We start from the raw sequence: 22,825 nt of genomic DNA, 5'->3' as shown, positions 1-22,825 counted from the left end.
TTCCGATGAATAGTTTCTTTTCAGGCTTACTTTTTTTCCGTTTCATGCCATTTATATTTACATTTATTTCACTTTTAGTATAACAAGAGTTTAAATTCTTGCTAAATACCTCTTATTCTGTTGCTATTTTAAAATATATATTAGTTTAGAAATATTTCCACTATTATCTTGTGCTTCATAGCAAACTATGTTATTTTCAAACGTAATCAAATTAAGTGATAAATTATAATATTTTCCGTCTTTTGTAAAGGTGTAAAATCTATCAGAAGAAAAATCATATAAGGTCTCGTTTTTAAAAGTGCTTGTCCAATCAAATAGATTATTATTACTTTTTAATGTCAGAACACATTCTCTAGGGGCTTGAATGTACTTATCAATCTTACTCTCTAAAAATTTAGACCATTGATTTTTTTCAGAATCATATTGGACTATGTAATAACTACCATATGATGAATTAAAATCCTTATCAAAAAAATCATATTTCATTATAGCAAGTATTTTATCGTTACATAGTACGGGATTAAACACAAAATCACGGCTAGGTATAGAAGAGGCTTTTTTACTTTGAATATCATATTTAAAAATAGTACATTTACTATTGGTAGCATAATCCCAAACAATACTTTTTCCATCAACGTTTGGAGGGGATACATCAGCATTCGGGATTTCGGTATCATTATTTCTGAAGAAATAAGATGCAATAATTTCTTTTTCACGTGTTTCTAAGTTCATAAGCTTTAAATTAATTTTTTTATCATTAACAACATAATAAGCTAAATATTTAGAAGACCTAGATAACTGTGGTGAAAGAGAATCTGTACTGTCATCCAATAGAATAGATTTATCTTCCGAAAAATACTTAATAAAAACTTTATTTTTAACTTGCGAATTTGTTCTTGGATTTTTAACACTTTCAACCCATATAATTCCTTTATCAAATGTAATTGCAGATGTTGCTACAAAATCAACAGTTATATCTCCAATTGTTTTCTGAATCTGTTTGTCTTTGAAATTATATATTTTTAATTGACTATTTTCTTCTATTACAACTTCTTTATTTGAAAGAATACTAAGAACTTTGTAGTTATTAGGAAGTTCATAAGAGAAATTTAGAAACTTTTTATTCTCCTCACTTAAACTGTTTGGCATAGTTTTTTGTGATTTTTTAAAGGAAAACCTTTGAAAACCTTTGGATTGGGTTATCAATAATCCCATGAATAAACATATTGAAATAAAAATTAAAACTAGTTTTATTTTTCTAGGCACTACCATATAATTCCTCCTTCAGTTGTAGCAGCTTTAAGCTTGTCTATAGATGTCCAATATCTTCTCGGAAATTTAGTCGTATTATACGTCTATTTCATCATAATAGACTTAATATATTTAATATTTTCATCTAATGGTGCTGGTGGTTAATGCGATTCTGTCAGTGTCAATTACACTCCTTCTTTGTTTCTTTCATTATAATATTTATAATAATTTTTTACTACTTGCTTTGGATGCAATGATTGATTTTGTGAACTAGACAATTGTGAGCCAGCTTTCTGTGAATTGGAATCTTGTATTTTTGCTGAAGAACAGCCTGTAAGTACAGACACCAAAAATAAACTTACTAATACTATATTTTTCACTTTTCGCCTCCATTTTTGAACACTAATTATATTAATGCCAAAACTTTATTGACCTCATGGCTGAATAACCACTTTCTGTATAAGCAAGCGCTAGAGGATAATCGAGTCTTGGTTTAGAATGACCGCACAATACCCAAGTACCACCATTAACAGTTTCATGCCCACTATTATCTCTAGAAGTTTTTTGGTTTATGTTATTAATACTTTCACCTACATTAAAATTAGTTCGATATAATTGAAAAAGCTTATTACGTATCATAATACCTCCATCTCCTACTGTATTTACAGTTGCTAATAATTTATTAGAGGGTGATTTAATAAATTTTGAATCATTAGATAGCGTAAATCTTTTCATGCCGTATCGTTTTAAGTCATTATTTATTAACTGATTGTTTTCAGTATATAAAAACAATTAGAACCGTAATCTTCTTTATTCTTGTTTTTACCCTGTTTATCTATTACCATTAAATCAAACTGTTGGTTATCTCTTATAAGCTTAATAAAAGCACATTTTTGTATTTTGTCAGAGCTTACCGGAATCCCTGTAAGCTCTGAAACTATATTTATACCTATTTTATTATCTACAAAATCTACTAAGTGAGTGTAGTTTTTAATATAATCCATTTTTAGAGATGTTGAAGTGCCAAGGTATAATTTTTTTATCTTAGAAAATGAAAGATATGAATTAAAAGGGGAATACATATTTTAGAAAACTAATTGGAACTACTGGAAGCTTCTTCTTTAAGCTTGTTAAACTTTTCGTTTTGAGGATAATCTGCATTCAAACTCAAACCTTTTTCAATAGAGTACATAGCTGATTTTTTGTCTCCTGACTTTATCTGTGCATCTGCTAGGTAATACCAGTAAAAGCCAGCTTCAGGGACTTCTTTTACCTTTTTTTCATAGTAAGGTACTACTGACTGTTTAAAGTAATTAGAGTATAAATCTTTTTCTGAACTGAAGCCTTTTCCGTTCCATTTCAAGACATCTACTTTATAAGCATCTCCTGTATCATGTTGCCAAATGGCTATAGCTTTTATATTTTTTTCAGAGACATTTACTATGTCTAACTTGGAATAATATATGTCTTCATTCGAAATTTTATTTAATAGATTATTGTTCCATTTATATACAGAAAGATCTGATGCAGTTCCTCCAAGTCTTCTGCTTAAGAGTATTTCTTTTTGTCCATCCCCATCTATATCTACAACTACAACTGACTCTAACTTAAAGCCTTCTCCATGTTCATCTAAAGCCTTAATCCAATTTTTGTCTACTTCTTTGAGGACTAATATATTTATTTTATCATCTTCTCTAGTCGATTTATAGGCGGTTATAATCTCATTATTGCCATCATCATCTAAATCTTTTAATACAATATTGTACTTATCTTTTATATTATCAGGAGTTACAATTTGTGAATCTTGTGGCAAGAACCTCTTTACTATATCTATATAGTTTTCATCACGTCGATTTGTTTCTGATAAATTAACAGAGCTTTTCAATAACTTGGCTCTAATAGGTGAATTAGATATCCCAACTATAAATACAGCTATCAAAATACAGGTTGGTATTACCGGATGTTTTTGTAAACCCTTCTTAAAATTTTTTATCATTATTATTCCCCTCTTTACATTTAAATTTGTTCATAAATCCTTAGATTTCTGTTTATCTTAATCCTAGAAGGTTCTTTTTTATTCTTTCCTCAGAGTTTCAAACAAAACTTTTAGAATTTATTTGTTAACTGATTGTTTTCAGTGTATAAAAATAATTGCATTTCTAAAGCAAGTATGCTAGCAATTTATTTTTAATGATATTTAAAACAGAAGTTCTTTAATTAACTCTACAATACCCATTATAATTACTCAGGAAAAATATTAAATACAAAATTTCTAAAACATAAAAAAGTGGGCCTAAAAAGAATATTCCTATGTATAATTTCTTTTCAGACTTACTTTTTTCCGTTTCATGCTATTTATATTTACATTGCCTTTATTTCCAGTATAGTGCGAGTTTATCGTGCCTACCAAAGTGGATAAGTGTGAGAATATCATTTCTATTTTCATATTTAATAGTTATATCACACTCATATTAAACTATTAATCCATCCTCAATAACTATTGTCCTTGAACAATAATTTGCAACACATGAATCATGAGTTATTATAATAACAGTAGTACCCGCTGAGTTAATATCGGTAAGAAGATTCATAATTTCTTTACCGTTTTTTTTATCTAATGCCCCAGTTGGTTCATCTGCTAGTATAATACTTGGGTTAGTTATCAAGGCTCTAGCAATTGCTACTCTTTGTTGTTGACCACCCGAAAGTTCCGTAGGTCTTTTATTAATATGATTTTTCAATCCAACTTTTTCCAGCACCTCAATTGCGACTTTTTTCATAGAACCTTTAAAATCTCTTTTATACAACAAAGGCAAAGTCACGTTATCGATGAGATTATATTCATTAAGTAGATTAAAATTCTGAAATACAAACCCTATGTTTCTGTTCCGAATTGTGGCTAGCTCTTGTTCTCTTAAGTTTTGGACGTTATTGCCATTAAGGATATAGTCACCTTCAGACGGTGTATCAATGCATCCAATAATATTTAAAAGGGTGGATTTTCCCGAGCCTGATGGTCCCATTATTGCAACTATTTCACCTGCATTAATATCTATACTAACACCCTTTAGTGCATAAGTTTGAGCATCACCTTTACCATAGATTTTTACAATATTTTTTAAAGATATTAAAGTCATCTTACTTTTCCCCCTTAAGCAATTCTACTACGTTTAATTTGACGACTTGTCTCATCGGAATAATTGCAGATAAAATTGTAGTAACTAGGATTAATATGAAAACCTCAAGTAAACTTTTAAAGCTAAAATTTAATAAATAGGACAATTCTATATTACTATTTAGGTATTTGTTTAAATAAGTTTCTAAGACTTTAAATGGCACAACTACAACTACAGCTGCAATAAGATGAGTAAATAATATTTCATTAAAAACTAAAACTGCTATTTCATATAGAGTAGCTCCCTGAGACATTCTTATTCCAAATTCCTTTTTTCTATTACTAATAGAATACAACGTAGTAACTGAAATACCAAATACAGAAAACAAAAACAGTATAATAGAGAATACTAAAATCCCCATACGACTTTGATTAAGAAGTTCTATTAGGGGTTTATTCTCATTCTCCAATTGTGTAAATTCTAAGTTACTGCCATTTTTCTTACCAACTTGATTACATAGTTGTTTTATAGTATCAATATTTTTATTTTTTTCTGCTATGATTTGAAAATCAAGATTAATTATAGCATTGGTAAAATCATCATTATATATAAGAACTTTGTTACCATCAACTTTATATTTCAAGTTATATTTTTCTTGGTTATCGACTGATCCCTTGATGTATCTTTTATCGTTAGTTTTATCAGTTAAATAGTATTTCCAAGTAGTTAATGGTGCATAAATAGCATAATCATTTATAAACACATCAAAAATAGTAGCATTACTTGGTAAAGTTATAAGTGACGCTGGCTTTGCAATTCCAACCACCTTAAATACTCTTTTATATTCTCCACTAAGCTCTGGGCCGTTATAATTATAACTCTCATCAAGAGTATCCCCAATTTTCAACATTTCTCCGAGCTTACTACCAACTATGATTGGAGTTTCTTCGCTTGACACTGCGTTATTCATTTCCTCATGAGTAAACATTCTACCTTTATCTATTTTTATATCTAATTTTGAAAAAATGTTTTCCGAAGCTTGATAATAAGCATAATAATTACTCTTAACTTTAAGAGATTTCCCTCGTCTTAATATCCTTATTTCAGAAATATATCCATCATTTTTTAATTTAAGAATGTCATCAAACTCAGCTTTCATGTTAGGAGAATTTGATGTTTTATAACTATATCTATCTACAATGAGTATTCTATTTGTATTAATAATTTTATTGTATAAAACATATCTAGAAGAATAATACTTATTAAATTGAATAAGTATTAAAAAACTAAAAATACAGATTGATAACTGAAGTACTGTAAGTGATGTAGCTAGTCTTCTTGTAGATAATGATTTTAGTACTAAGATAACTTTTTTAATTTTCATAATCTATTCCCTTCTTAAAGTAATTAACTTTATTCACCTTTTAAAATACTTGCAGGTTGAATTTTTGTTGATTTTATATAAGGTGGTATTGAGCTAATAATAGATATAAAAACTGCTAACATACCTGAAAAAATTAAATTTTTAAGTTCTATAGATAGATGAAAATCTAAAATGAATAACTTATTAACTATAAAATAAATTATTGATTGAACAACTATTGAAAGCATCAATGACACAATGGATAATGCAAGTATTTCACTAAAAATTAGCTTCATAATATCGTTGTTAGTTGCTCCAACAGCCTTTCTAATAGATATCTCTTTTTTTCTTTGTGAAATCCAAAAAACAGTAAAATTGGAGATATTGACAATAGCAATTACTAATATCAGAGAACTTATGAAAGTAAGAATATAAGTAGAGGGGTGATATGTCTCCGACTTCAAATCTATTAAAATAGAATCTTTTCTCATCCTGGTAAGTATATCTTTATAATAGGATTGTTGACTTATTGATTTATTTACAGCTAAAATCCTTATATTCATAATTTCTTCGTTCTTATACATATTAAAAAATATCTTCATCGGAATAAAGATTGAGTTAACATCATTAATAGTTTTATTTATCCCGATTACTTTAAACTCCTCATTCTTAATCTTTATATATTCACTTTTATCTTTTTTGTAGATTTTATTTTTTAATGCATTTCCGACTAATGCAATTTTCTCATTAGAATTTGCTTGATGTTTTGAAAAAAAAGATCCTTTTACTACGTCAGGTTTATAAATTAAAAAATCCGTAAAGCTAACGCCAACTAATGTATATTTCTCATCTTCGGTATTAGATATTGAAGCGCTTAGACTGATATACGCCTTATTTGATAACTCTAAAATATCTCCTTTGATTGTATTAAGCTTTTTATCGCTACCTAAAGTAAATATAGAATAATCTGATTCTGCCAAAGATAAAAGCTTGTCTTTATTTTTAAGTGCATTTGTATAGCTTATATTAAATGATAAAATACTTATTCCAATAGAAATGCCCAATACAAGAAATATTGTAGCTAATTTTCTATTTTTCATGTTATATAGTAAATACTTCATTTTACCTCCATATTACAATTAATGTTGATAATACGGTAGAAATCATAGTTGAAAATCAAGATTATCTACCGCCATGCCCTTACTACGGTAGCAGCGTTGTCAGAAAAGAAAGTAGTGTATATAGGTTGTAGCAATGATACTTCACATTAATTAAATATTCTATTGTTGATAGTGGTTAAAATGAATACTTAATTTAATGTAGAATTTTAATTACAACCTATATAATATAAAAAAAGAGAACATTGAAATTGTTAATAGCAAAACTGTAATAAACTTTTTCAATGCCTCTCTTCCTAATCATTTAATGTATACTTGGGCTAATTATACTAATGAAGGGAATACCACTTCTAGAGTATTATCTCGAGATTTAACAAATTAAATTTTTAATAGATAAAAAATTAAAAAAAATAAATATTATAATATTTGAGAATGTTATCTTAGAGGCTAGTTTTTTATATATTATATAGTTAAATAAAACAATAACTATATCTATGAGTATAAATAATATTAAGAATTCATTATAAGAAATATGTTGACCATCTTTTAGAAAAAACAAAAATGCACCTAAAAGTATAGTGACTAATGATGATATATAAGGATGTTTAGCATTACTATTCATTATAACATCGGAACCTCCTAAAGCAATTTATGGGTATATTTTATATTATTTATAAGATTATTAATTAAAACTTTTATATGGAATAGCCAATAAGACTAAGTTTTATTGTATATTATTAAGTAATGCGACAATATAGTAATTACAAAAATTATTGTCTTAAAATGACCAAAACTCATTTTTGATCTAATTTATAGCTAAGTATGTTTTGTTTGGCAATGCTGAGAAGCCCTAATATAATAGGAAATAGACGCATAAAGCTGCGTCTTATTTTCTATAAACAGTATTAAATATTTATCCTAAATAAAAATTTAGAGATATTACGATGCTTGCATCGATATATGTACCCTTATCATAACTTACATTGAATAAATATTTAGAGGTATCACGACACTTGCATCGATATATGCACCTCTACCATAGTCCGCATTTAAAACCTGTTCATAGTCATAAATTACCTCGGCTGCAAATGCAAGAGTTATCCAGCCAGCAGGTCCAGAAGCCATTCCACATTTAATTAATAATTGAGACATTCCTGCTTGTGTTGCACCTCCAGCGACAAAAATATATGTATTTGCCCATGACTTCATGTTTAAAATAAAATCATGTGATACATACACGTGTGCTCCCCACCAATACATTTCATAATCCCAATAAGCACTTGTGTTTATAGACATCGGAGTAATACCATTTGTTTTTTGTTCCTTTGGTGTAATTTTAAAACTTTTATCATTTGTTATAGATAAAGATATACTATTATCTTTAGTAACTTGATTTAACTTTGCATTTACATCCTTTATTGAATTTTTAGCTAATTCAATTTCATCTTTAGTTAGATTTTTATATGCTTCTGAACCTAATTGAAACTATTTTGTAGTAGTATTTAAAGTTATATACGGGTCAATTCTTTTTATTGTATCCGTATTAACCTGTGATTTAATCTTATCAACAACTTGTGTTTTTGTGAAATTAAAACCAAGGTTTTGTTCTAACCCAGATGCTTTAGCTGTACCTCCAAATGATAAAGATGTTGTACCAAGTAATGTTAGTGTCATAAGTATTGATACCATTTGTTTGTTTTTCACATTAACTCCCCCTACCTATCTCATATAATAAAAATGATTTTTGATTTATAAATATACTAGCAATTTATTTTTAACAACACCTATAATTTAAAAGTTATTAATGTATTGTACAATCCCTATCTTATACTCTAAAAAAACATATTCAATACAAATGGTACGAGAGGGAAAAATTATGGCATGAAAGGAGTATTACCGTGTATATTTCCTTTCACGCCATTTATATTTACATTTCTACATTTTCATGATATTTTTTGTATAAAAAATAAGAATAAGGTGAATTTAAAATGTTAAAAAGTCTATCATATAAACTAACATCTTATATAGAAGATAATAGTGATATTAAAAATGCTGATGACTTGGAAAAATAAATTACTTGTTGTTTTCTATGATAGTTTTATTTTCTATAAGAATTTTTTCAGGCGGCTATCACGCCGATACTACAATAAAGTGCTTATTATGGACAATCTTATTTTTCTTAATGACTTCCTTGGTAGCCCCCATGCTGCCTAAGTTAAATATTTTAATTTATAGTACTATATTTTTATTAAGCTTTATAATAGTATCTTTTAGAAGTCCTTATCCAAACAATAAACGACTAATTAGAAGCAAAACAAGAAGATGGAATTTAAAACTTATTTTCATCTTCTTTATCACACTTTGGATAACTACCTTATTATTTTTCAATTCTCTATCCCCAGAGAAGCAGACTTTCATTTGTAGTTCTCAAAATAAAGCCTCCTGTTTGATTACTTGATTAAAGTATATCAAATGAGATGCTATTTTACATGACGGTATTTGTTCCACCGATTACAATGATTAAGACTTAATAGAATCTAAAAGTTAGATAAATGTAGAGAAGCTATGTAGCCTGTGTGTCGGTGAAGATGTGGTGTGAAAGTCAGCTTTGAACAAGAGTTACAGAATCTTATACTGACGAGTTTAAAACCTCTCAATTTTTTTCACAGTTTTCTGCAAGAAAATATTAAAAAAATTGGAGTTTTTGAAGACAAGTTAGCATTAGATTCTTTTCTCAAAGTGAAGGCTGGCAGAACACTGCATATCCACCGACTACACAGGCTCATCTGACCTCCAAAAGTCAAGTGACTGTCACCAAAAGTCAGTTTTTTTACATACGATAGAGGATCATTTAGCGAACTTGATATATTTAGGATACAATTAATACATCTTATGATATTTGAGATAACTTACCTTTATCAAATTCATAAATGTAGTCACTTAATTCTTCTATATCTTGTGATATATGGCTTGTTAAAAGTATTGTCTTTCCTTTTGCTTTAAATTCAAATAATTTTTGTTTTATTAACTTTACACCATCTTTGTCTAGACCATTCATTGGTTCATCAAGAATCAATATTTTAGGATCTTCCATAATTGCTTGTGCAATACCTAAACGTTGTTTCATTCCTAAGGAGTACGTTTTTATATTTTTTTTATTATTTATATCTAAATCAACACATTTTAGTGCATCCTTAATTTCTTTATCACTTATTTTATTATTTATGCTTGCCAAAAATTTAAGATTCTCAAAAGCAGTATACTCAGGTAAAAAACCAGGATGTTCAATTAAAGCACCAATATTTTCAGGAAAGTCTATTTCTATACTTACTTTTTTACCATCAACAATGACATATCCCTTAGTTGGTGTTATAAATCCACATATTGCTTTGAAGAGTAAACTTTTTCCTGACCCATTTCTTCCAACAAATCCATAACACATTCCCTTTTTTATATTTAAATTAATATTATCTAATACATTCATATCTTTGTATCGTTTTGTTAAATTTATAATTTCTATTATATTATTTTTAGCATCCATAAAAACACCTCTTTTTTTATTAGATATCAATAATATCTCTCCTTTTGATTATTAATATATTTAAAAGAAAATTAATAAATCCAAAAATACATAAATATATTACTGAAAATAGCAAGTTGAATTTTTCAAAGCCACCTTTAGATAAATCATGTCGTATCAACATTGCTTGGTTTAATAATACAAATTTACTTATTTTGTCAGATTTAATTGTAATTACAGTAATAAAACAAAGTATCATGCTAATTACAGCTGCATGATTTGATTTTAAAAAAATGTGGTATATATTATTCATGAAAATTACTAAACACATCATAGTAAAGGTGTTTAATACAAACATATATATAATTATTAAGCAATGATTTGCACTAAAAATTAATTGATTGTAGCTATTCGGTAAGATATTTTTACTTAAGAAAGCCCTAGTACCCATTCTCAAAAAGATTGTAATTAATGAAGCACTAAATAATATTAAATAATATTTAAAAATAGTAATGCAAGCAGCAGTATTAAAAGATATAATCCAGTTTATCTTTTTTTTCGTTCTAGGTAGTATTAAAGATGTTGTCTTACGCAACTTATGAATAATACCAACGTTAATTAAATAAATAACAATTATATTAGGAATTATCCAAATAACAAACATTGAAAAATCATGAGCTATATCAAAATCTTTATTTAAGCCTCCAAAAATTAGTATTAATATATCTCCCATACATAATGTTTGTGTATATTCAATATTTAAAACACTTAATTTTATATATGTTACCATCATAGATATGAGTATTAAAACTAATATATGTGTTTTTTTATTTGTACCTTTTAGATTTATATCTAATAATTTTTTAATCACACTTAACCTCTAATCTTCTACTAAATATTAAATTACTCCCCACTAAAATACTTAAAAGTATTAAGCTGGTTATAAATGATTGAACTAATGTAATGTCAAAAAGTCTTATATCACCAAATCTGTGAAAACTTATGATTGAAATTGTGTTTAATGAAACATATCGCAGTACTTCAAATATTTTTATTGTTAATAGATACATATATTCAATTATACTTATAAAAACATACATACTTACAATTAAGTTGCAAATATAAATATTATAAATATAATTTGATAACACATCTCGAAAGCTAATAATTATAGCAGTAGCTATATACATTTCTAAAAAAGAAACTATACTAGCTTGTACAGGTGTAAATGAAAATACAAAGTTACCCAAGTATAATACAGACAGAAATTTCGTACTGATTTCTGCATTGGTAATGACTGAACTCCAATTACTACTAAAATCTAAAAATATATAACTCATTAAAAATGCTGCTAAAAAGAATAAAATTGAAAGTATCAATCCTATAAATAAATTTGATATTAATTTACTTTCTAGCCATAATATTTTTTTTCTACTCCTTATAATTAGATGTTGATTATGACCAATTTTTACATCAGTAATAGAAGTTACAATTACTACAATAGGAAAATAAACACATAATACTATGATTGGATAGGTTATAACCTTAAAAAAACCATCCCAAATATTTACGTTTAAGTTATTTCCAAAACTAAATTCACTTAGTGGTTTTATAATTTTGTAAGAAATAAATAGAAACAACATCATACCAAAGCACATTATTCTTGGAATTCTACATACCTTTAAATTTAGCTTGATTAAATTAAATAAATTATGTATTTTCAATTTGTTATCCATAAATATTCCTCTTTCCTGCCTTTAAAATAAATAGAATAAAAGAACTAAATGTAATAACTATAAGCTCAACTAAGATTTGAGTAAGAGTTACTTTTGGAGTTAGATAAAATTGATTTATTGATGTTGGCACATATTGTTGTATATTAAAGGCATTAAAAAGTAAATCTCCACCAACCCAAAACAGAAATGGCGAAAGCATTACTGCTATTGTATTCCTTATAAATGCGGATACTGCTAATGCAATACTTGAATATGCAAAGCCAAATATAAATTCAATAAATATATGTACTACTATATAAAGATAAAAATTATATATAACTAAATTTGAAAACACACCACCAGACATACCTTTTCCTGAGAAATCATTTATGTTTCCATTAAAGAATATACTTACAATTATTGTTGAAATAATTGTTGGTAATGATAGAGCTATACCTCCTGATACTCCATTGGCAAGTAATTTTGTGAATAAATATTTATTATGTTTATATCTTACATCAATATATTTAATCATACCACTTTTTACATCATCTATATATGAGAATGAAAATGGCAGCGCAGCAAGTATTGGCATTAATGGTGTATATAAATACAATAAGCTAAACCAAACTGAGTATTTATTAAGTTCTTTTTGTACCATTTCTCTAGCAGCAACTTGATATTCTGGTTTTTGAAGATCTGAAGCATTAAAATCAAAAAAAAGATATTGATGAAGTCTATTATATCCACTTAAAAAATGAATTAGTATACCTATAAATACGATAAATAGAAATCTCTTGCTTAAAAGTGCTCTCTTTAATTGACTCTTTATCATAGCTAATCCTTCCTGTGAGTAATATTGAAATATTATAAAATATAAAGATTTTTTACAATATACTAGTCTTTAATTTGTACAAGATAGGAATAATATCTTCATTATATATTATCCTATATTGTACAAATTAAAGGCTAGGTTCTAGATATTTATGGGATATATGTAGTAATGGAACATTAGTAATTTATTATGATTATTAGAAAATTTAATAAAATTATATTATAGTTTCTGTTCCATTAATATTATTATTTAGGAAAGAACCCGTTTATATATCCATATGCTGATCTAGCTGTTGTTTCAAAATAATCATTGTACACAACTAAATTATAACCATACCCAGTAGACATCTGATCGTTTGTGAAATTTTTAAATCCAGCATTTTGTTGAACCTTTATAGTACCAGTTCTAGCTTTACCATCTGAAGTGGTCATATAAGCATCCATATAATAAGATGGTCCATCTACTATACGAGTTAATGATATTTGTGGCGTAGTATTATTATATGCACGATAATAGGGATTCGCTGCTGCATTTACAGTTCTTGTAGCACTTGGTAATGTTGCTGACCAAGTCTGTGTTACAGAATCTCCATACGCTGCATGTACACTTGTTGTTCCAGTAACTGCAGACATACCTATTAAACTGAATGCCATTAAGCCACTTAAAGATAAAAGTTTTAATTTTTTTAATTTCATATTTTTTCCCCCTTTATTTAATTACATTTTTAACAGTCTTCTACAAGCCTTATCTTGATTTTACACACTTTAAAACTATATTCAATGCAAATGGCATAAGAGAGAAAAATTCTGTCATAAGAGGGAAATTTATAAGATAAAAAAATATTTTTTGCATTTTTCCCTCTCATGCCCGTTTTTTTCCTTTTCACGCCATTTATATTTACATTTCTACATTTTCATGATATTTTTTGTATTAAAAATAAGAATAAGGTGAATTTAAAATGTTAAAAAGCCTAGCATTTAAGCTAACGTCTTATATAGAAAATAATAGTGATGTTAAAAATACTGAGGATCTAGAAAAGATAAACTACTCACTACAAGTTATACTAAATGAAGTCTTTAAGATATTAATATTGATAATATTATTCTTATTGCTTGGAAAAATAAATTACTTGTTGTTTTCTATGATAGTTTTATTCTCTATAAGAATTTTTTCAGGCGGCTATCACGCCGATACTACAATAAAGTGCTTATTATGGACAATCTTATTTTTCTTAATGACTTCCTTGGTAGCCCCCATGCTGCCTAAGTTAAATATTTTAATTTATAGTACTATATTTTTATTAAGCTTTATAATAGTATCTTTTAGAAGTCCTTATCCAAATAGCAAACGACCAATTAAAAATAAAAAAAGAAGATGGCATTTAAAACTTATTTCCATCTTCTTTATAACACTTTGGATAATTATTTTATTATTTTTTATAAATGATACGAAATACCTAAATTGCGGTTTTATGACTATTCTAATACAGGTACTACAATTGATACCTATTAAGAAAGGAGAATCAATATGAAATTAAAAAAACCTTCAACGTTATTCTTAAATAAACTAGGATTATTCTTAATTGTCTTTTCGGCTATTATTGTTAAACCTACTTGTTTGGGACTTATCGGTGAACCAGATCCACCTAAAAGCCTTCTAGAGTAATATTGTAAAACATATATAAGAATCATCAAAGGATAGTTGAATTATACCTCCATTAGATTCAACTATCTTTTTTACATTATACAGTCCATAGCCTCTGTTTTCCCTATTCTTAGTTGAGAATCCTCTATTAAATATACGCTTTCCATCTTCTGGACTTATTGAAACTCCACTATTTTTTACTTCTATTATATTTTTATCTCCATCTTCAAATATATTTAACGTAACCATCTTTTCCGTACTATTCTCTGCTGCTTCAAAGGCGTTATTTAAAAGATTGGTTACTATATCCGAAAGCTCGTACTCCTTTACCTTCCATTTTAATAAATTATTACTTACCGAATAAGAAAAGTTTATATGTTTTTTTTCAGCTTCACATAATTTGCTGTAGATTATTGCTCTTAGTATCAAGTTATCCACATATATTATATCCTCAACATTTTTAGTAAAATAATTTAAAGATTTTATATATGTTGTCAAGCTTGCCTTCAATTCTTCTTCTTTAGCTACTTGCACAATTCCGTTAATCGTATTTAAATGATTTTTAAAATCATGTTGTTTTCTTCTAGCTTCTTCTATAATACTTTCAATAATAGGATTGTATTTATTATGTATCTCTATTAATTTCTTCTCTTCATTTATTTTCATAATGTTATAACAAAGGAATAAATTTAATATAAAAATCACTATAAGCATAACAATAAATAAGATTATATTATTTAAAATTAGGTTCTTATTATACTCCCAAACCATTTTACAAACCAATATGTATCCAATAAAGTTTATAATCATATAAGCTACTATTTTATAATTTAGTTCAATAATATTGTATATCTTTTTATTTGGAGCAAAATAATATATTGCTCCAGAAAACAAAAATATAATAAATTGTATACTAATATTAAAAATAAAAGAACCTATATATTTACCTGGAACAAAAAATTCTGACATATATATTAAAATTAATTGTAAAATGAGTATCAATACTAACGTTATAGAAAATCCCAAAAATGACTTTAAAAACTTTTCCTTATGAAAAAATGATATTAAACTCACCATAGTAATATATGCTAAAATTATAGTGTAATTACTATGCATAGGATAAGTAGTAGCCACTACAAGTGAAGATATAAATGCTATAAATATATTTTTAAATAAAATATTTTCTGTTCTTAGACTGAACTTACACCATAAAAGCATAAAAGCATTTGACTCTATAAATGTATTAATAAACTCCTTAACTATTTCCACGTATATTCCCCCCAAAAATTAATCCAACTTCTAAATCATCTAAAGTATCTATTGCTTAAACTTTTCTATAATAGCATCTTTAAAATTATAGCTCAAAAAAGCCTTTTCTTCACAACTTGAGAAACTAATCTCCCATGATTTATTAGAAATGCTTTCAATCATACTTATAAGTTCAGTATTGACTGCAAAAGACTTATGACTTTGTATTATATTATCACTATTCATCATTTCTAAAGCTTTGCTTAATGGCAGCCTTTTCACTTCATATTTTCCACGTTTAGTATATAACGTGGTGATTCTAAAATTTACTTCTATAAATATAATTTCATCTACATTTATCTTCATAGTGATACCTTTTTGCAACTCAAACACAACATGCTTGTCTTTATTTTGTGAAGGATTTAAGGTATGGATTCCAGAAATAAATGACTTAGTCATACTAATTACCTTTTCCTTGTCATATGGTTTTATTATATAATCATAGCAATGTATCTCTTTAAAGGCTTGAATCATATAGTTTACATGAGTTGTTATAAAAACTATCCATCTGAATTTATATCTTTCAATATTTCTAAGTTCTGAAGCTAATTCTAATCCAGAGGAATTCTTTAGTGAAACATCTATGTAGAAAAAATCTATCCTCATTTGTATCGAAATTTTTAAGGCTTCTTCTTTGCTATCTGCTTCATATATATTAATATTTTGATTTACTTCCTTAATCATTTTAATAAGATTTTCTCTTTGTATAACATCATCTTCAACTACTAGTATATTAGTCATGGTAACTCCCTCCTTATCCGATGACTACCTGCTCTAATATACTCCCTCTTCTTCAAAGAGTAAGTAAAGAGCGCTTATGTCCCTAGATTCTTAGTCTCACTTCATAGCATATATGTACTTTACTCCATATTCCTTATGTCTTCAACACTAATACTTACCTATAGAGATAATTTTACATTTTTATCTATATTAACACCTCTTAAGTATATCATATTTTTTAATATCAGCTTTGGAGATTTTTACTAAACCTTATACAGAAATAAGAATTTATGGTATAATTCAAACTAATAATAACAATACAAAAGAAGGTGATTTTAGTGAATGAACTTGAAACAAGAATAGTTAATATTGATGTAGATGATATAAGGGTAAAACTAAAAAAAATGAACGCAGTTAAAGTTAAAGAAGAAAATCAAATTAACAACTTATTTGATTTTAATGATAGAAGATTATTGAATAATAAGGGATATGCTAGAATAAGAATTGTAGAAGACCTTATAAACAACACTAACCGATACTACATGACTACAAAGAAATTATTGAGTCAAGGAAGATATAAGGTTATGGAGGAAAATGAAACAGAAATACTAGATGCAGAAGCTGGGGAAAACATATTTAAATCCTTAGGTCTCCAACTTGTACAGTCAGTAAAAAAGTACAGGGAAAGTTATAAATACAAAAATACATTAATAGAAATTGATATAAATGAAAAATCTTTCTGTCCTTTTCCTTATATAGAAATAGAAACTAATGATGATGGTGAGTTAGAAGAAGTAGTAATACTGCTTGGATACTCGCTTGAACAAACAACCTCTAAAACTATATATCAAATACTTAAGGACTTTAATATGCGAGGTTCGATTAAAAACGTTTAATATATAATCTAATCCTGCCTTTCCGTTAGGAAATAATTGTGTAAAACTCAATTTTATATTTTCGTAGTTGATTAGTTATATAATAAATTTTTATTCTTGATTGTACTATAAATATCCTAAATACTTAACAGGAGAATTAAAATGTTTGGTTACGTTACTCCATGTAAAATGGAACTTAAAATAAAAGACTATGAAAAATTTAAGGCTTATTACTGTGGATTGTGCAGATCTATAAAAAGCAACATAGGTAATGCTCCTAGAGCTGCCCTAAACTATGATATGACTTTTCTAGCCATACTTTTAGATTCCTTAAATGATAATACTTCTACCTATAATAAAAAAGTTTGTGCTATGCATGGATTTAGAAAGAAAGTAAGTCTTACAGATAATTCAACCTTAAAATATGCAGCTTTTTGTAATACAGCTTTAAGTTACTATAAGTTTGTAGATAACGTAAATGATGATAGTTCTAAAAAGAGTAGAGTCTTTTCTTTACTCTTTAAAAGATACTTAAATAAAACCTCGTCTAGTTTTAGTAGGCATTTAAAATACATAGAAAATAAATTAAATGAATTATATAAACTTGAAGCAAATCCTCAAGATAAATCTATTGATCAAATATCTCATCCTTTTGGCGAGCTTACTGGCTTTATACTCTCCTCTTATAGACATGATGAAAATAAAAACAACTTATATTGGCTTGGATATAATCTTGGTAAGTGGATATATATTATAGATGCATGGGATGATTTAGAAAGAGATATAAAGGACAAAAAATTTAATGTTATAAATAGTTGCTTTAACACGGATAATAATCAATATACTGAGTTTTCAAAAGAAATAGAAGGTAGAATAGATTTTATATTAGGCTCTAGTGCTGCTCAGTGCATGGATTATTTAAACAAACTACCCTTGAAAAAAAATCAAGAACTACTATATAACATTCTACAGTTTGGTCTTTTAGAAAAAATGGATAAAGTATTTAAAAGGGGTGTATGTAAAAATGAAAAATCCATATGAGGTTCTTGGAGTATCTCAAAATGCTTCTAAAGATGAGATAAAAAAGGCTTACAGGGAATTAGCTAAAAAATATCATCCTGATCAGTATGGTAATAATCCCTTAAGAGATTTAGCTGAAAATAAAATGAGGGATATTAATGAGGCTTACCAATACTTGATGAATAATAGCCCTAACTCTTCTAATTATAACAATGAGAATAATTATAGCAGCAATACAAACTATGGTGGTTCATCCTCTTATGGTTCTATTGAGGTGGACATAAGGAACGGAAACTTAGGTAGAGCAGAAGATCAGTTGAGAAGAGTTACAACAAGAGATGCTGAATGGAACTACTTAATGGGATTATTACATATAAGAAAAGGTTGGTACAATGAGGCCTATAATTACTTAAATTTAGCTTGTCGTTTATCTCCAACTAACGGAAAGTATAGAGATGAATTTAACAGGCTAAATAATATGAATAATTCCTACAGAGAACCTTATCATAACAATAGAAAAAATGATCGTGGATTGTGTGATATCTGTGCTACTTTATATTGTCTTGACTGCTGCTGTGAATGTGGTGGAGGAGACTTTATTGACTGTTGTTAGAAGGGATGCGTGAGTAATGTGAATGGGAGGAGAAAAAAAACTACGAATATAGCTAAGGGAGGTCTTTTTACTGCTATTGGTGTTATCTTAATTTACTTAAGTACCATAGTCCCAGTTAATAAAGCCTATCTACTTGCTATAGCTTCCTGTATTATCCCTCTAGCTGTTGTTACAACCAATATAAAAAATGCAGTAGTTATATATTTTGCAACTTCATTACTTTCACTACTTATTTGTGGAATTAGAACCAATGTTATAGCCTATATCTTATTTTTCGGTTTATATGGTATAGTAAAGTACTATATTGAAAGAATAAGAAAGTTTTATATTGAGATTATATTAAAATTAACGTTTTTTAATATAATCTTAGCTATGCTATTTTTATCATATAAGATCTTTTTCCCAAACCTATTACAAATACATCTTCCTCTATATTTACTTATAATAGGTACTCAAATAGTCTTTCTAATATTTGACTATGTCATAACTATGTTTATAGGTTATGCAAATAGAATCCTTATTAAGAAGTAATTCCTTCATATCCTGCATGGGCAGCCATAAAAAGAACTCTCTATGATAAAGAGTTCTTTTATTATTTTATATAACTATCTCTTGACAAAAACTTACTATTGCTATAAAATTTTTATTAAATTAATATGGATGCATTGATAAGGAATAGTAATATTTCTATCTTCTTAAGAGAGCTACTGTTTGGTGGAAAGTAGTGTTGATAATATATGAACTCGCCTTTGAGCTTATCTGCAGAAAAGCAGATACGGTTAGAACCGTTATATTTTTTGAGTGAAATTAAGTATATTAACATATTTAATTTAATAAGAGTGGTACCGCGGAGTATAGACTTTTCGTCTCTTAAATTAGGAGATGAGAAGTTTTTTTATTTTTATAGTATATATAATCAATTATTAATTTCTGTACTTGTTTAACTATAAAAAGCTTAATTTAATATCTATGCTATTTTAAAATAAACAAAGCTGTTTATTTTATGTAAATATTGTTAAAATAACTATTATATAAGTAAACTATGGAAAAGGAGCGATTTTATGAGTAACTACGGTACTAATGTAGATGAAAAGTGGCAAAAGAAATGGGAGGAAACAGGTTTATATAAGTTTGATGATACAAATTTAGAGAATAAACTTTATACACTAGAAATGTTCTCTTATCCTTCTGGAAGCAGACTTCATGCCGGTCACTGGTTTAACTATGGGCCTGTTGATTCCTGGGCTAGAATGAAGAGAATGCAAGGTCATAATGTATTTCAACCTATGGGCTTTGATGCCTTTGGTCTACCTGCTGAGAACTTTGCTATTAAAACAGGAATCCATCCTAAAGATTCTACAATGAAAAATATTGATACCATGGAAAAGCAACTAAGAGCCATGGGAGCTATGTTTAACTGGGAAAATGAAGTAATTACTTGTCTTCCTGAGTATTATAAGTGGAATCAGTGGTTATTCTTAGAGCTTTATAAAAAAGGCTTAGCTTATAGAAAGAAGGCTCCTGTAAACTGGTGCCCTAGCTGTAACACTGTTCTTGCTAATGAGCAAGTTGTGGATGGTGCTTGTGAAAGATGTAGTACTGAGGTTACTAAAAAGGATTTAACTCAGTGGTTTCTAAAGATCACAGACTATGCTGATGAATTATTACAAGAATTAGATAATCTTGATTGGCCTGAAAAAACTAAGGCTATGCAAAGACACTGGATTGGTAAATCCATAGGTGCTCAAGTAACTTTTAAAGTAGAGAATTCTGATTTACAGTTTGATGTATTTACTACAAGAGTTGATACACTTTATGGAGTTACATATGTAGTTTTAGCACCTGAAAACACTTTAGTTGATAAGCTGACTTTACCAGAATTCAAGGATCAAGTTGAATCATATAAAGATCAAGCAAAAAAACAATCTGATATTGAAAGACAATCTATTACAAGAGAGAAAACAGGTGTCTTCAGTGGGTCTTACGCAATTAACCCTATAAATGGAAGAAAGGTTCCTATTTGGGTTGCTGATTATGTATTGAACACATATGGCACAGGAGCAGTTATGGCAGTTCCTGCTCATGACGAAAGGGACTTTGCTTTTGCAGAGAAGTATAATCTTCCAATAGAAAGAGTAATTGAAGGTGGAGATTCTCTTCCTTATACTGAATATGGAAAGATGATTAACAGTGGCGAATTTAATGGTCTTGTTGGTGAAGAAGGCAAAAATGCTGTTATTAAAAAACTTGAAAGCATGGGACTTGGTGAAGGAAAAGTAAATTATAGATTAAGAGACTGGTTAGTATCAAGACAAAGATACTGGGGTACTCCTATTCCTATGATACATTGTGAAAAATGTGGAGTAGTGCCTGTTCCAGAAGAACAACTTCCTGTCGAACTTCCATACGATGTAGAATTTTCACCGGACGGTAAATCACCACTATCTAAATCTGAAAGCTTCGTAAATACTACCTGTCCTACATGCGGAGGACCTGCAAAAAGAGAAGCTGATACTTTAGATACCTTTGTATGTTCATCATGGTATTATTTAAGATACGCTGATAACAAAAATACCGAAAAGCCTTTTGATACAGAAAAAATAAATAAAGTTCTTCCAGTGGATATGTATGTTGGTGGACCTGAACATGCTTGCATGCACCTTCTATACGCTAGATTTATAACAAAAGCATTAAGAGATATGGGATACTTAAACTTTGGTGAGCCATTCTTATCTTTAAGACATCAAGGACTTATACTTGGACCTGATGGACAAAAAATGAGTAAGTCTAAAGGAAATACAATATCTCCAGACGATTATATTCAAGAATTCGGATCTGATGTATTTAGAATGTACTTGATGTTTGGCTTCGATTATACTGAAGGTGGCGCATGGAGCGATGATGGAATAAAATCCATGGGAAGATTTGTAGATAGAGTTCAAAGAATTTTGGATTCATCAAGAGAGGAAATAAACAATCCTAAAAATAATAAAACTACATTAGATAAAGCTGAAAAAGAGCTAAATTACATGAGGAACTTTGCTATAAAATCCGTTTCTGATGATGCAAGTAGGTTCCAGTTTAACACTGCGATAGCAAGACTTATGGAATATACTAATAATCTTTCAAAATACTTAACTGAAGATATTAAAAATGCTTCTTTCTTAAAAGATTCGATAATTGACTTTATAAAGATTCTTGCACCATTTGCTCCTCACTTTGCTGAAGAACAGTGGAACCTTACAGGAATGGGTTATTCAGTATTTAATGAAAGTTGGCCTTCCTTTGATCCTAAGGCTTTAATAAAAGATGAAGTTGAAATAGCTGTTCAAGTTAATGGAAAAATAAAAGCTAAAATGAATATAGCTACAGGATTGACTGAAGATCAAATTAAAGAAGCAGCTTTGAATAGTGAAGAAATGAAGCCATTCCTAGATGGGAAAGAGATTAAGAAAACTATAGTTGTAAAGGGAAGACTTGTAAATATAGTAGTAAAATAATATAGGATTCTGAGTTGAAACTTTAATTCAAGAACTACACTTAAAGAGGCATTGTTCCTCTTTAGTGTATAAAATAAATATTAACACCTTACTATCACATACATAAAAATCTGAAGGTAAGGTGTTTCTTTATGTATTTTGAGTAAAATTGAATAGTTACTAAATTTAAAATTAATCCATCCTTCAGTTCCGCACGTCTAGTATCTTGGATATATTTCTAATTATTT

The 22,825-nt window shown here is 28.0% G+C and carries 24 protein-coding genes, 1 pseudogene and 1 other annotated feature; of the genes and pseudogenes, 8 read left to right on the top strand and 17 right to left on the bottom strand.

The window, feature by feature from the left end; genetic code table 11:
• Positions 1-123 precede the first annotated feature (123 nt).
• From AC0N0V_RS01025 to AC0N0V_RS00980, 10 genes and pseudogenes are all read right to left on the bottom strand, one after another.
• Positions 124-1,272 (bottom strand): hypothetical protein, encoded by a 1,149-nt coding sequence (locus tag AC0N0V_RS01025; protein ID WP_474461686.1) that lies wholly within the window; start codon positions 1,270-1,272, stop codon positions 124-126.
• A 164-nt stretch (positions 1,273-1,436) separates the two neighbouring features.
• Complete coding sequence (locus tag AC0N0V_RS01020; protein ID WP_474461684.1) at positions 1,437-1,631, bottom strand: hypothetical protein; 195 nt, start codon at positions 1,629-1,631, stop codon at positions 1,437-1,439.
• A 31-nt stretch (positions 1,632-1,662) separates the two neighbouring features.
• Positions 1,663-2,043: a hypothetical protein gene (locus AC0N0V_RS01015; RefSeq protein ID WP_474461683.1), complete on the bottom strand. Its 381-nt coding sequence runs from the start codon at positions 2,041-2,043 to the stop codon at positions 1,663-1,665.
• Positions 2,037-2,261, bottom strand: a pseudogene (locus AC0N0V_RS01010) (nucleoid-associated protein); the annotation flags it as partial. The pseudogene AC0N0V_RS01010 and the gene AC0N0V_RS01015, both read right to left, overlap by 7 nt.
• A gap of 83 nt (positions 2,262-2,344) precedes the next feature.
• The gene (locus AC0N0V_RS01005; protein WP_474461682.1) at positions 2,345-3,247 is read right to left on the bottom strand and encodes an FG-GAP repeat domain-containing protein; all 903 of its coding nucleotides are present in this window, start codon (positions 3,245-3,247) and stop codon (positions 2,345-2,347) included.
• A gap of 475 nt (positions 3,248-3,722) precedes the next feature.
• Complete coding sequence (locus AC0N0V_RS01000) at positions 3,723-4,388, bottom strand: ABC transporter ATP-binding protein (protein WP_474461681.1); 666 nt, start codon at positions 4,386-4,388, stop codon at positions 3,723-3,725.
• A 1-nt stretch (position 4,389) separates the two neighbouring features.
• The gene (locus AC0N0V_RS00995; RefSeq protein ID WP_474461680.1) at positions 4,390-5,751 is read right to left on the bottom strand and encodes an ABC transporter permease; all 1,362 of its coding nucleotides are present in this window, start codon (positions 5,749-5,751) and stop codon (positions 4,390-4,392) included.
• 29 nt (positions 5,752-5,780) lie between these two features.
• Positions 5,781-6,851: an ABC transporter permease gene (locus AC0N0V_RS00990; RefSeq protein ID WP_474461679.1), complete on the bottom strand. Its 1,071-nt coding sequence runs from the start codon at positions 6,849-6,851 to the stop codon at positions 5,781-5,783.
• 975 nt (positions 6,852-7,826) lie between these two features.
• A complete protein-coding gene (locus AC0N0V_RS00985; RefSeq protein WP_474461678.1) occupies positions 7,827-8,144 on the bottom strand; it encodes a hypothetical protein in 318 nt (105 codons plus the stop codon).
• A 189-nt stretch (positions 8,145-8,333) separates the two neighbouring features.
• The gene (locus AC0N0V_RS00980; RefSeq protein WP_474461677.1) at positions 8,334-8,552 is read right to left on the bottom strand and encodes a hypothetical protein; all 219 of its coding nucleotides are present in this window, start codon (positions 8,550-8,552) and stop codon (positions 8,334-8,336) included.
• Positions 8,553-8,916: 364 nt separating this feature from the next.
• Here AC0N0V_RS00980 and AC0N0V_RS00975 point away from each other — a divergent pair, with 364 nt between their 5' ends.
• The gene (locus AC0N0V_RS00975; RefSeq protein WP_474464392.1) at positions 8,917-9,306 is read left to right on the top strand and encodes an accessory gene regulator B family protein; all 390 of its coding nucleotides are present in this window, start codon (positions 8,917-8,919) and stop codon (positions 9,304-9,306) included.
• 432 nt (positions 9,307-9,738) lie between these two features.
• Here the strand turns inward: AC0N0V_RS00975 and AC0N0V_RS00970 are convergent, their stop codons facing one another.
• The 5 genes from AC0N0V_RS00970 to AC0N0V_RS00950 form a co-directional block, all read right to left on the bottom strand.
• Positions 9,739-10,389, bottom strand: a complete 651-nt coding sequence (locus tag AC0N0V_RS00970; RefSeq protein WP_474464390.1) for an ABC transporter ATP-binding protein — start codon at positions 10,387-10,389, stop codon at positions 9,739-9,741.
• A gap of 19 nt (positions 10,390-10,408) precedes the next feature.
• Positions 10,409-11,239 carry a hypothetical protein gene (locus AC0N0V_RS00965; protein ID WP_474461676.1) on the bottom strand — a complete coding sequence of 277 codons (831 nt, stop codon included), beginning with the start codon at positions 11,237-11,239 and terminating at the stop codon, positions 10,409-10,411.
• Complete coding sequence (locus AC0N0V_RS00960; protein ID WP_474461675.1) at positions 11,232-12,104, bottom strand: hypothetical protein; 873 nt, start codon at positions 12,102-12,104, stop codon at positions 11,232-11,234. The genes AC0N0V_RS00965 and AC0N0V_RS00960 overlap by 8 nt, the downstream gene beginning before the upstream one ends.
• Positions 12,097-12,918 (bottom strand): hypothetical protein, encoded by an 822-nt coding sequence (locus AC0N0V_RS00955; protein WP_474461674.1) that lies wholly within the window; start codon positions 12,916-12,918, stop codon positions 12,097-12,099. The genes AC0N0V_RS00960 and AC0N0V_RS00955 overlap by 8 nt, the downstream gene beginning before the upstream one ends.
• 245 nt (positions 12,919-13,163) lie before the next feature.
• Complete coding sequence (locus AC0N0V_RS00950) at positions 13,164-13,613, bottom strand: hypothetical protein (RefSeq protein WP_474461673.1); 450 nt, start codon at positions 13,611-13,613, stop codon at positions 13,164-13,166.
• Positions 13,614-13,876: 263 nt separating this feature from the next.
• On the opposite strand from AC0N0V_RS00950, the gene AC0N0V_RS00945 reads away from it, so the two are divergent.
• Together AC0N0V_RS00945 and AC0N0V_RS00940 are read left to right on the top strand one after the other, a co-directional pair.
• The gene (locus AC0N0V_RS00945) at positions 13,877-14,449 is read left to right on the top strand and encodes an accessory gene regulator ArgB-like protein (RefSeq protein ID WP_474461672.1); all 573 of its coding nucleotides are present in this window, start codon (positions 13,877-13,879) and stop codon (positions 14,447-14,449) included.
• Positions 14,446-14,583 carry an AgrD family cyclic lactone autoinducer peptide gene (locus tag AC0N0V_RS00940; RefSeq protein WP_474461671.1) on the top strand — a complete coding sequence of 46 codons (138 nt, stop codon included), beginning with the start codon at positions 14,446-14,448 and terminating at the stop codon, positions 14,581-14,583. Before AC0N0V_RS00945 ends, AC0N0V_RS00940 begins: the two co-directional genes overlap by 4 nt.
• Here AC0N0V_RS00940 and AC0N0V_RS00935 read toward each other — a convergent pair.
• Both AC0N0V_RS00935 and AC0N0V_RS00930 read right to left on the bottom strand, forming a co-directional pair.
• The gene (locus AC0N0V_RS00935; RefSeq protein WP_474461670.1) at positions 14,575-15,831 is read right to left on the bottom strand and encodes a sensor histidine kinase; all 1,257 of its coding nucleotides are present in this window, start codon (positions 15,829-15,831) and stop codon (positions 14,575-14,577) included. The two genes, AC0N0V_RS00940 and AC0N0V_RS00935, sit on opposite strands and share 9 nt — an antisense overlap.
• A 48-nt stretch (positions 15,832-15,879) precedes the next feature.
• Entirely contained in the window at positions 15,880-16,611 is a 732-nt protein-coding gene (locus tag AC0N0V_RS00930; protein WP_474461669.1) for a LytR/AlgR family response regulator transcription factor, read from the bottom strand.
• A gap of 317 nt (positions 16,612-16,928) precedes the next feature.
• Here AC0N0V_RS00930 and AC0N0V_RS00925 point away from each other — a divergent pair, with 317 nt between their 5' ends.
• The 5 genes from AC0N0V_RS00925 to leuS all read left to right on the top strand — a co-directional run bounded on the left by AC0N0V_RS00925 (position 16,929) and on the right by leuS (position 22,598).
• On the top strand, positions 16,929-17,486 hold the full coding sequence (locus AC0N0V_RS00925; protein ID WP_474461667.1) for a class IV adenylate cyclase: 558 nt from the start codon (positions 16,929-16,931) through the stop codon (positions 17,484-17,486).
• Between the two features lie 141 nt (positions 17,487-17,627).
• Positions 17,628-18,506, top strand: a complete 879-nt coding sequence (locus AC0N0V_RS00920) for a DUF5685 family protein (protein WP_474461665.1) — start codon at positions 17,628-17,630, stop codon at positions 18,504-18,506.
• Positions 18,490-19,098 carry a J domain-containing protein gene (locus tag AC0N0V_RS00915; RefSeq protein ID WP_474461663.1) on the top strand — a complete coding sequence of 203 codons (609 nt, stop codon included), beginning with the start codon at positions 18,490-18,492 and terminating at the stop codon, positions 19,096-19,098. The genes AC0N0V_RS00920 and AC0N0V_RS00915 overlap by 17 nt, the downstream gene beginning before the upstream one ends.
• An 18-nt stretch (positions 19,099-19,116) precedes the next feature.
• The gene (locus AC0N0V_RS00910) at positions 19,117-19,629 is read left to right on the top strand and encodes a hypothetical protein (protein WP_474464389.1); all 513 of its coding nucleotides are present in this window, start codon (positions 19,117-19,119) and stop codon (positions 19,627-19,629) included.
• A 125-nt stretch (positions 19,630-19,754) separates the two neighbouring features.
• Positions 19,755-19,972: a binding site (T-box leader), on the top strand.
• A 187-nt stretch (positions 19,973-20,159) separates the two neighbouring features.
• Positions 20,160-22,598, top strand: coding sequence for a leucine--tRNA ligase (gene leuS / locus AC0N0V_RS00905; protein ID WP_474461662.1), 2,439 nt, complete (start codon positions 20,160-20,162; stop codon positions 22,596-22,598).
• The last annotated feature ends 227 nt before the right edge of the window (positions 22,599-22,825 follow it).

The sequence above is a fragment of the Clostridium sp. CS1-1 genome (assembly GCF_056135525.1).
This window is presented reverse-complemented; position numbering and strand designations above follow the sequence as displayed.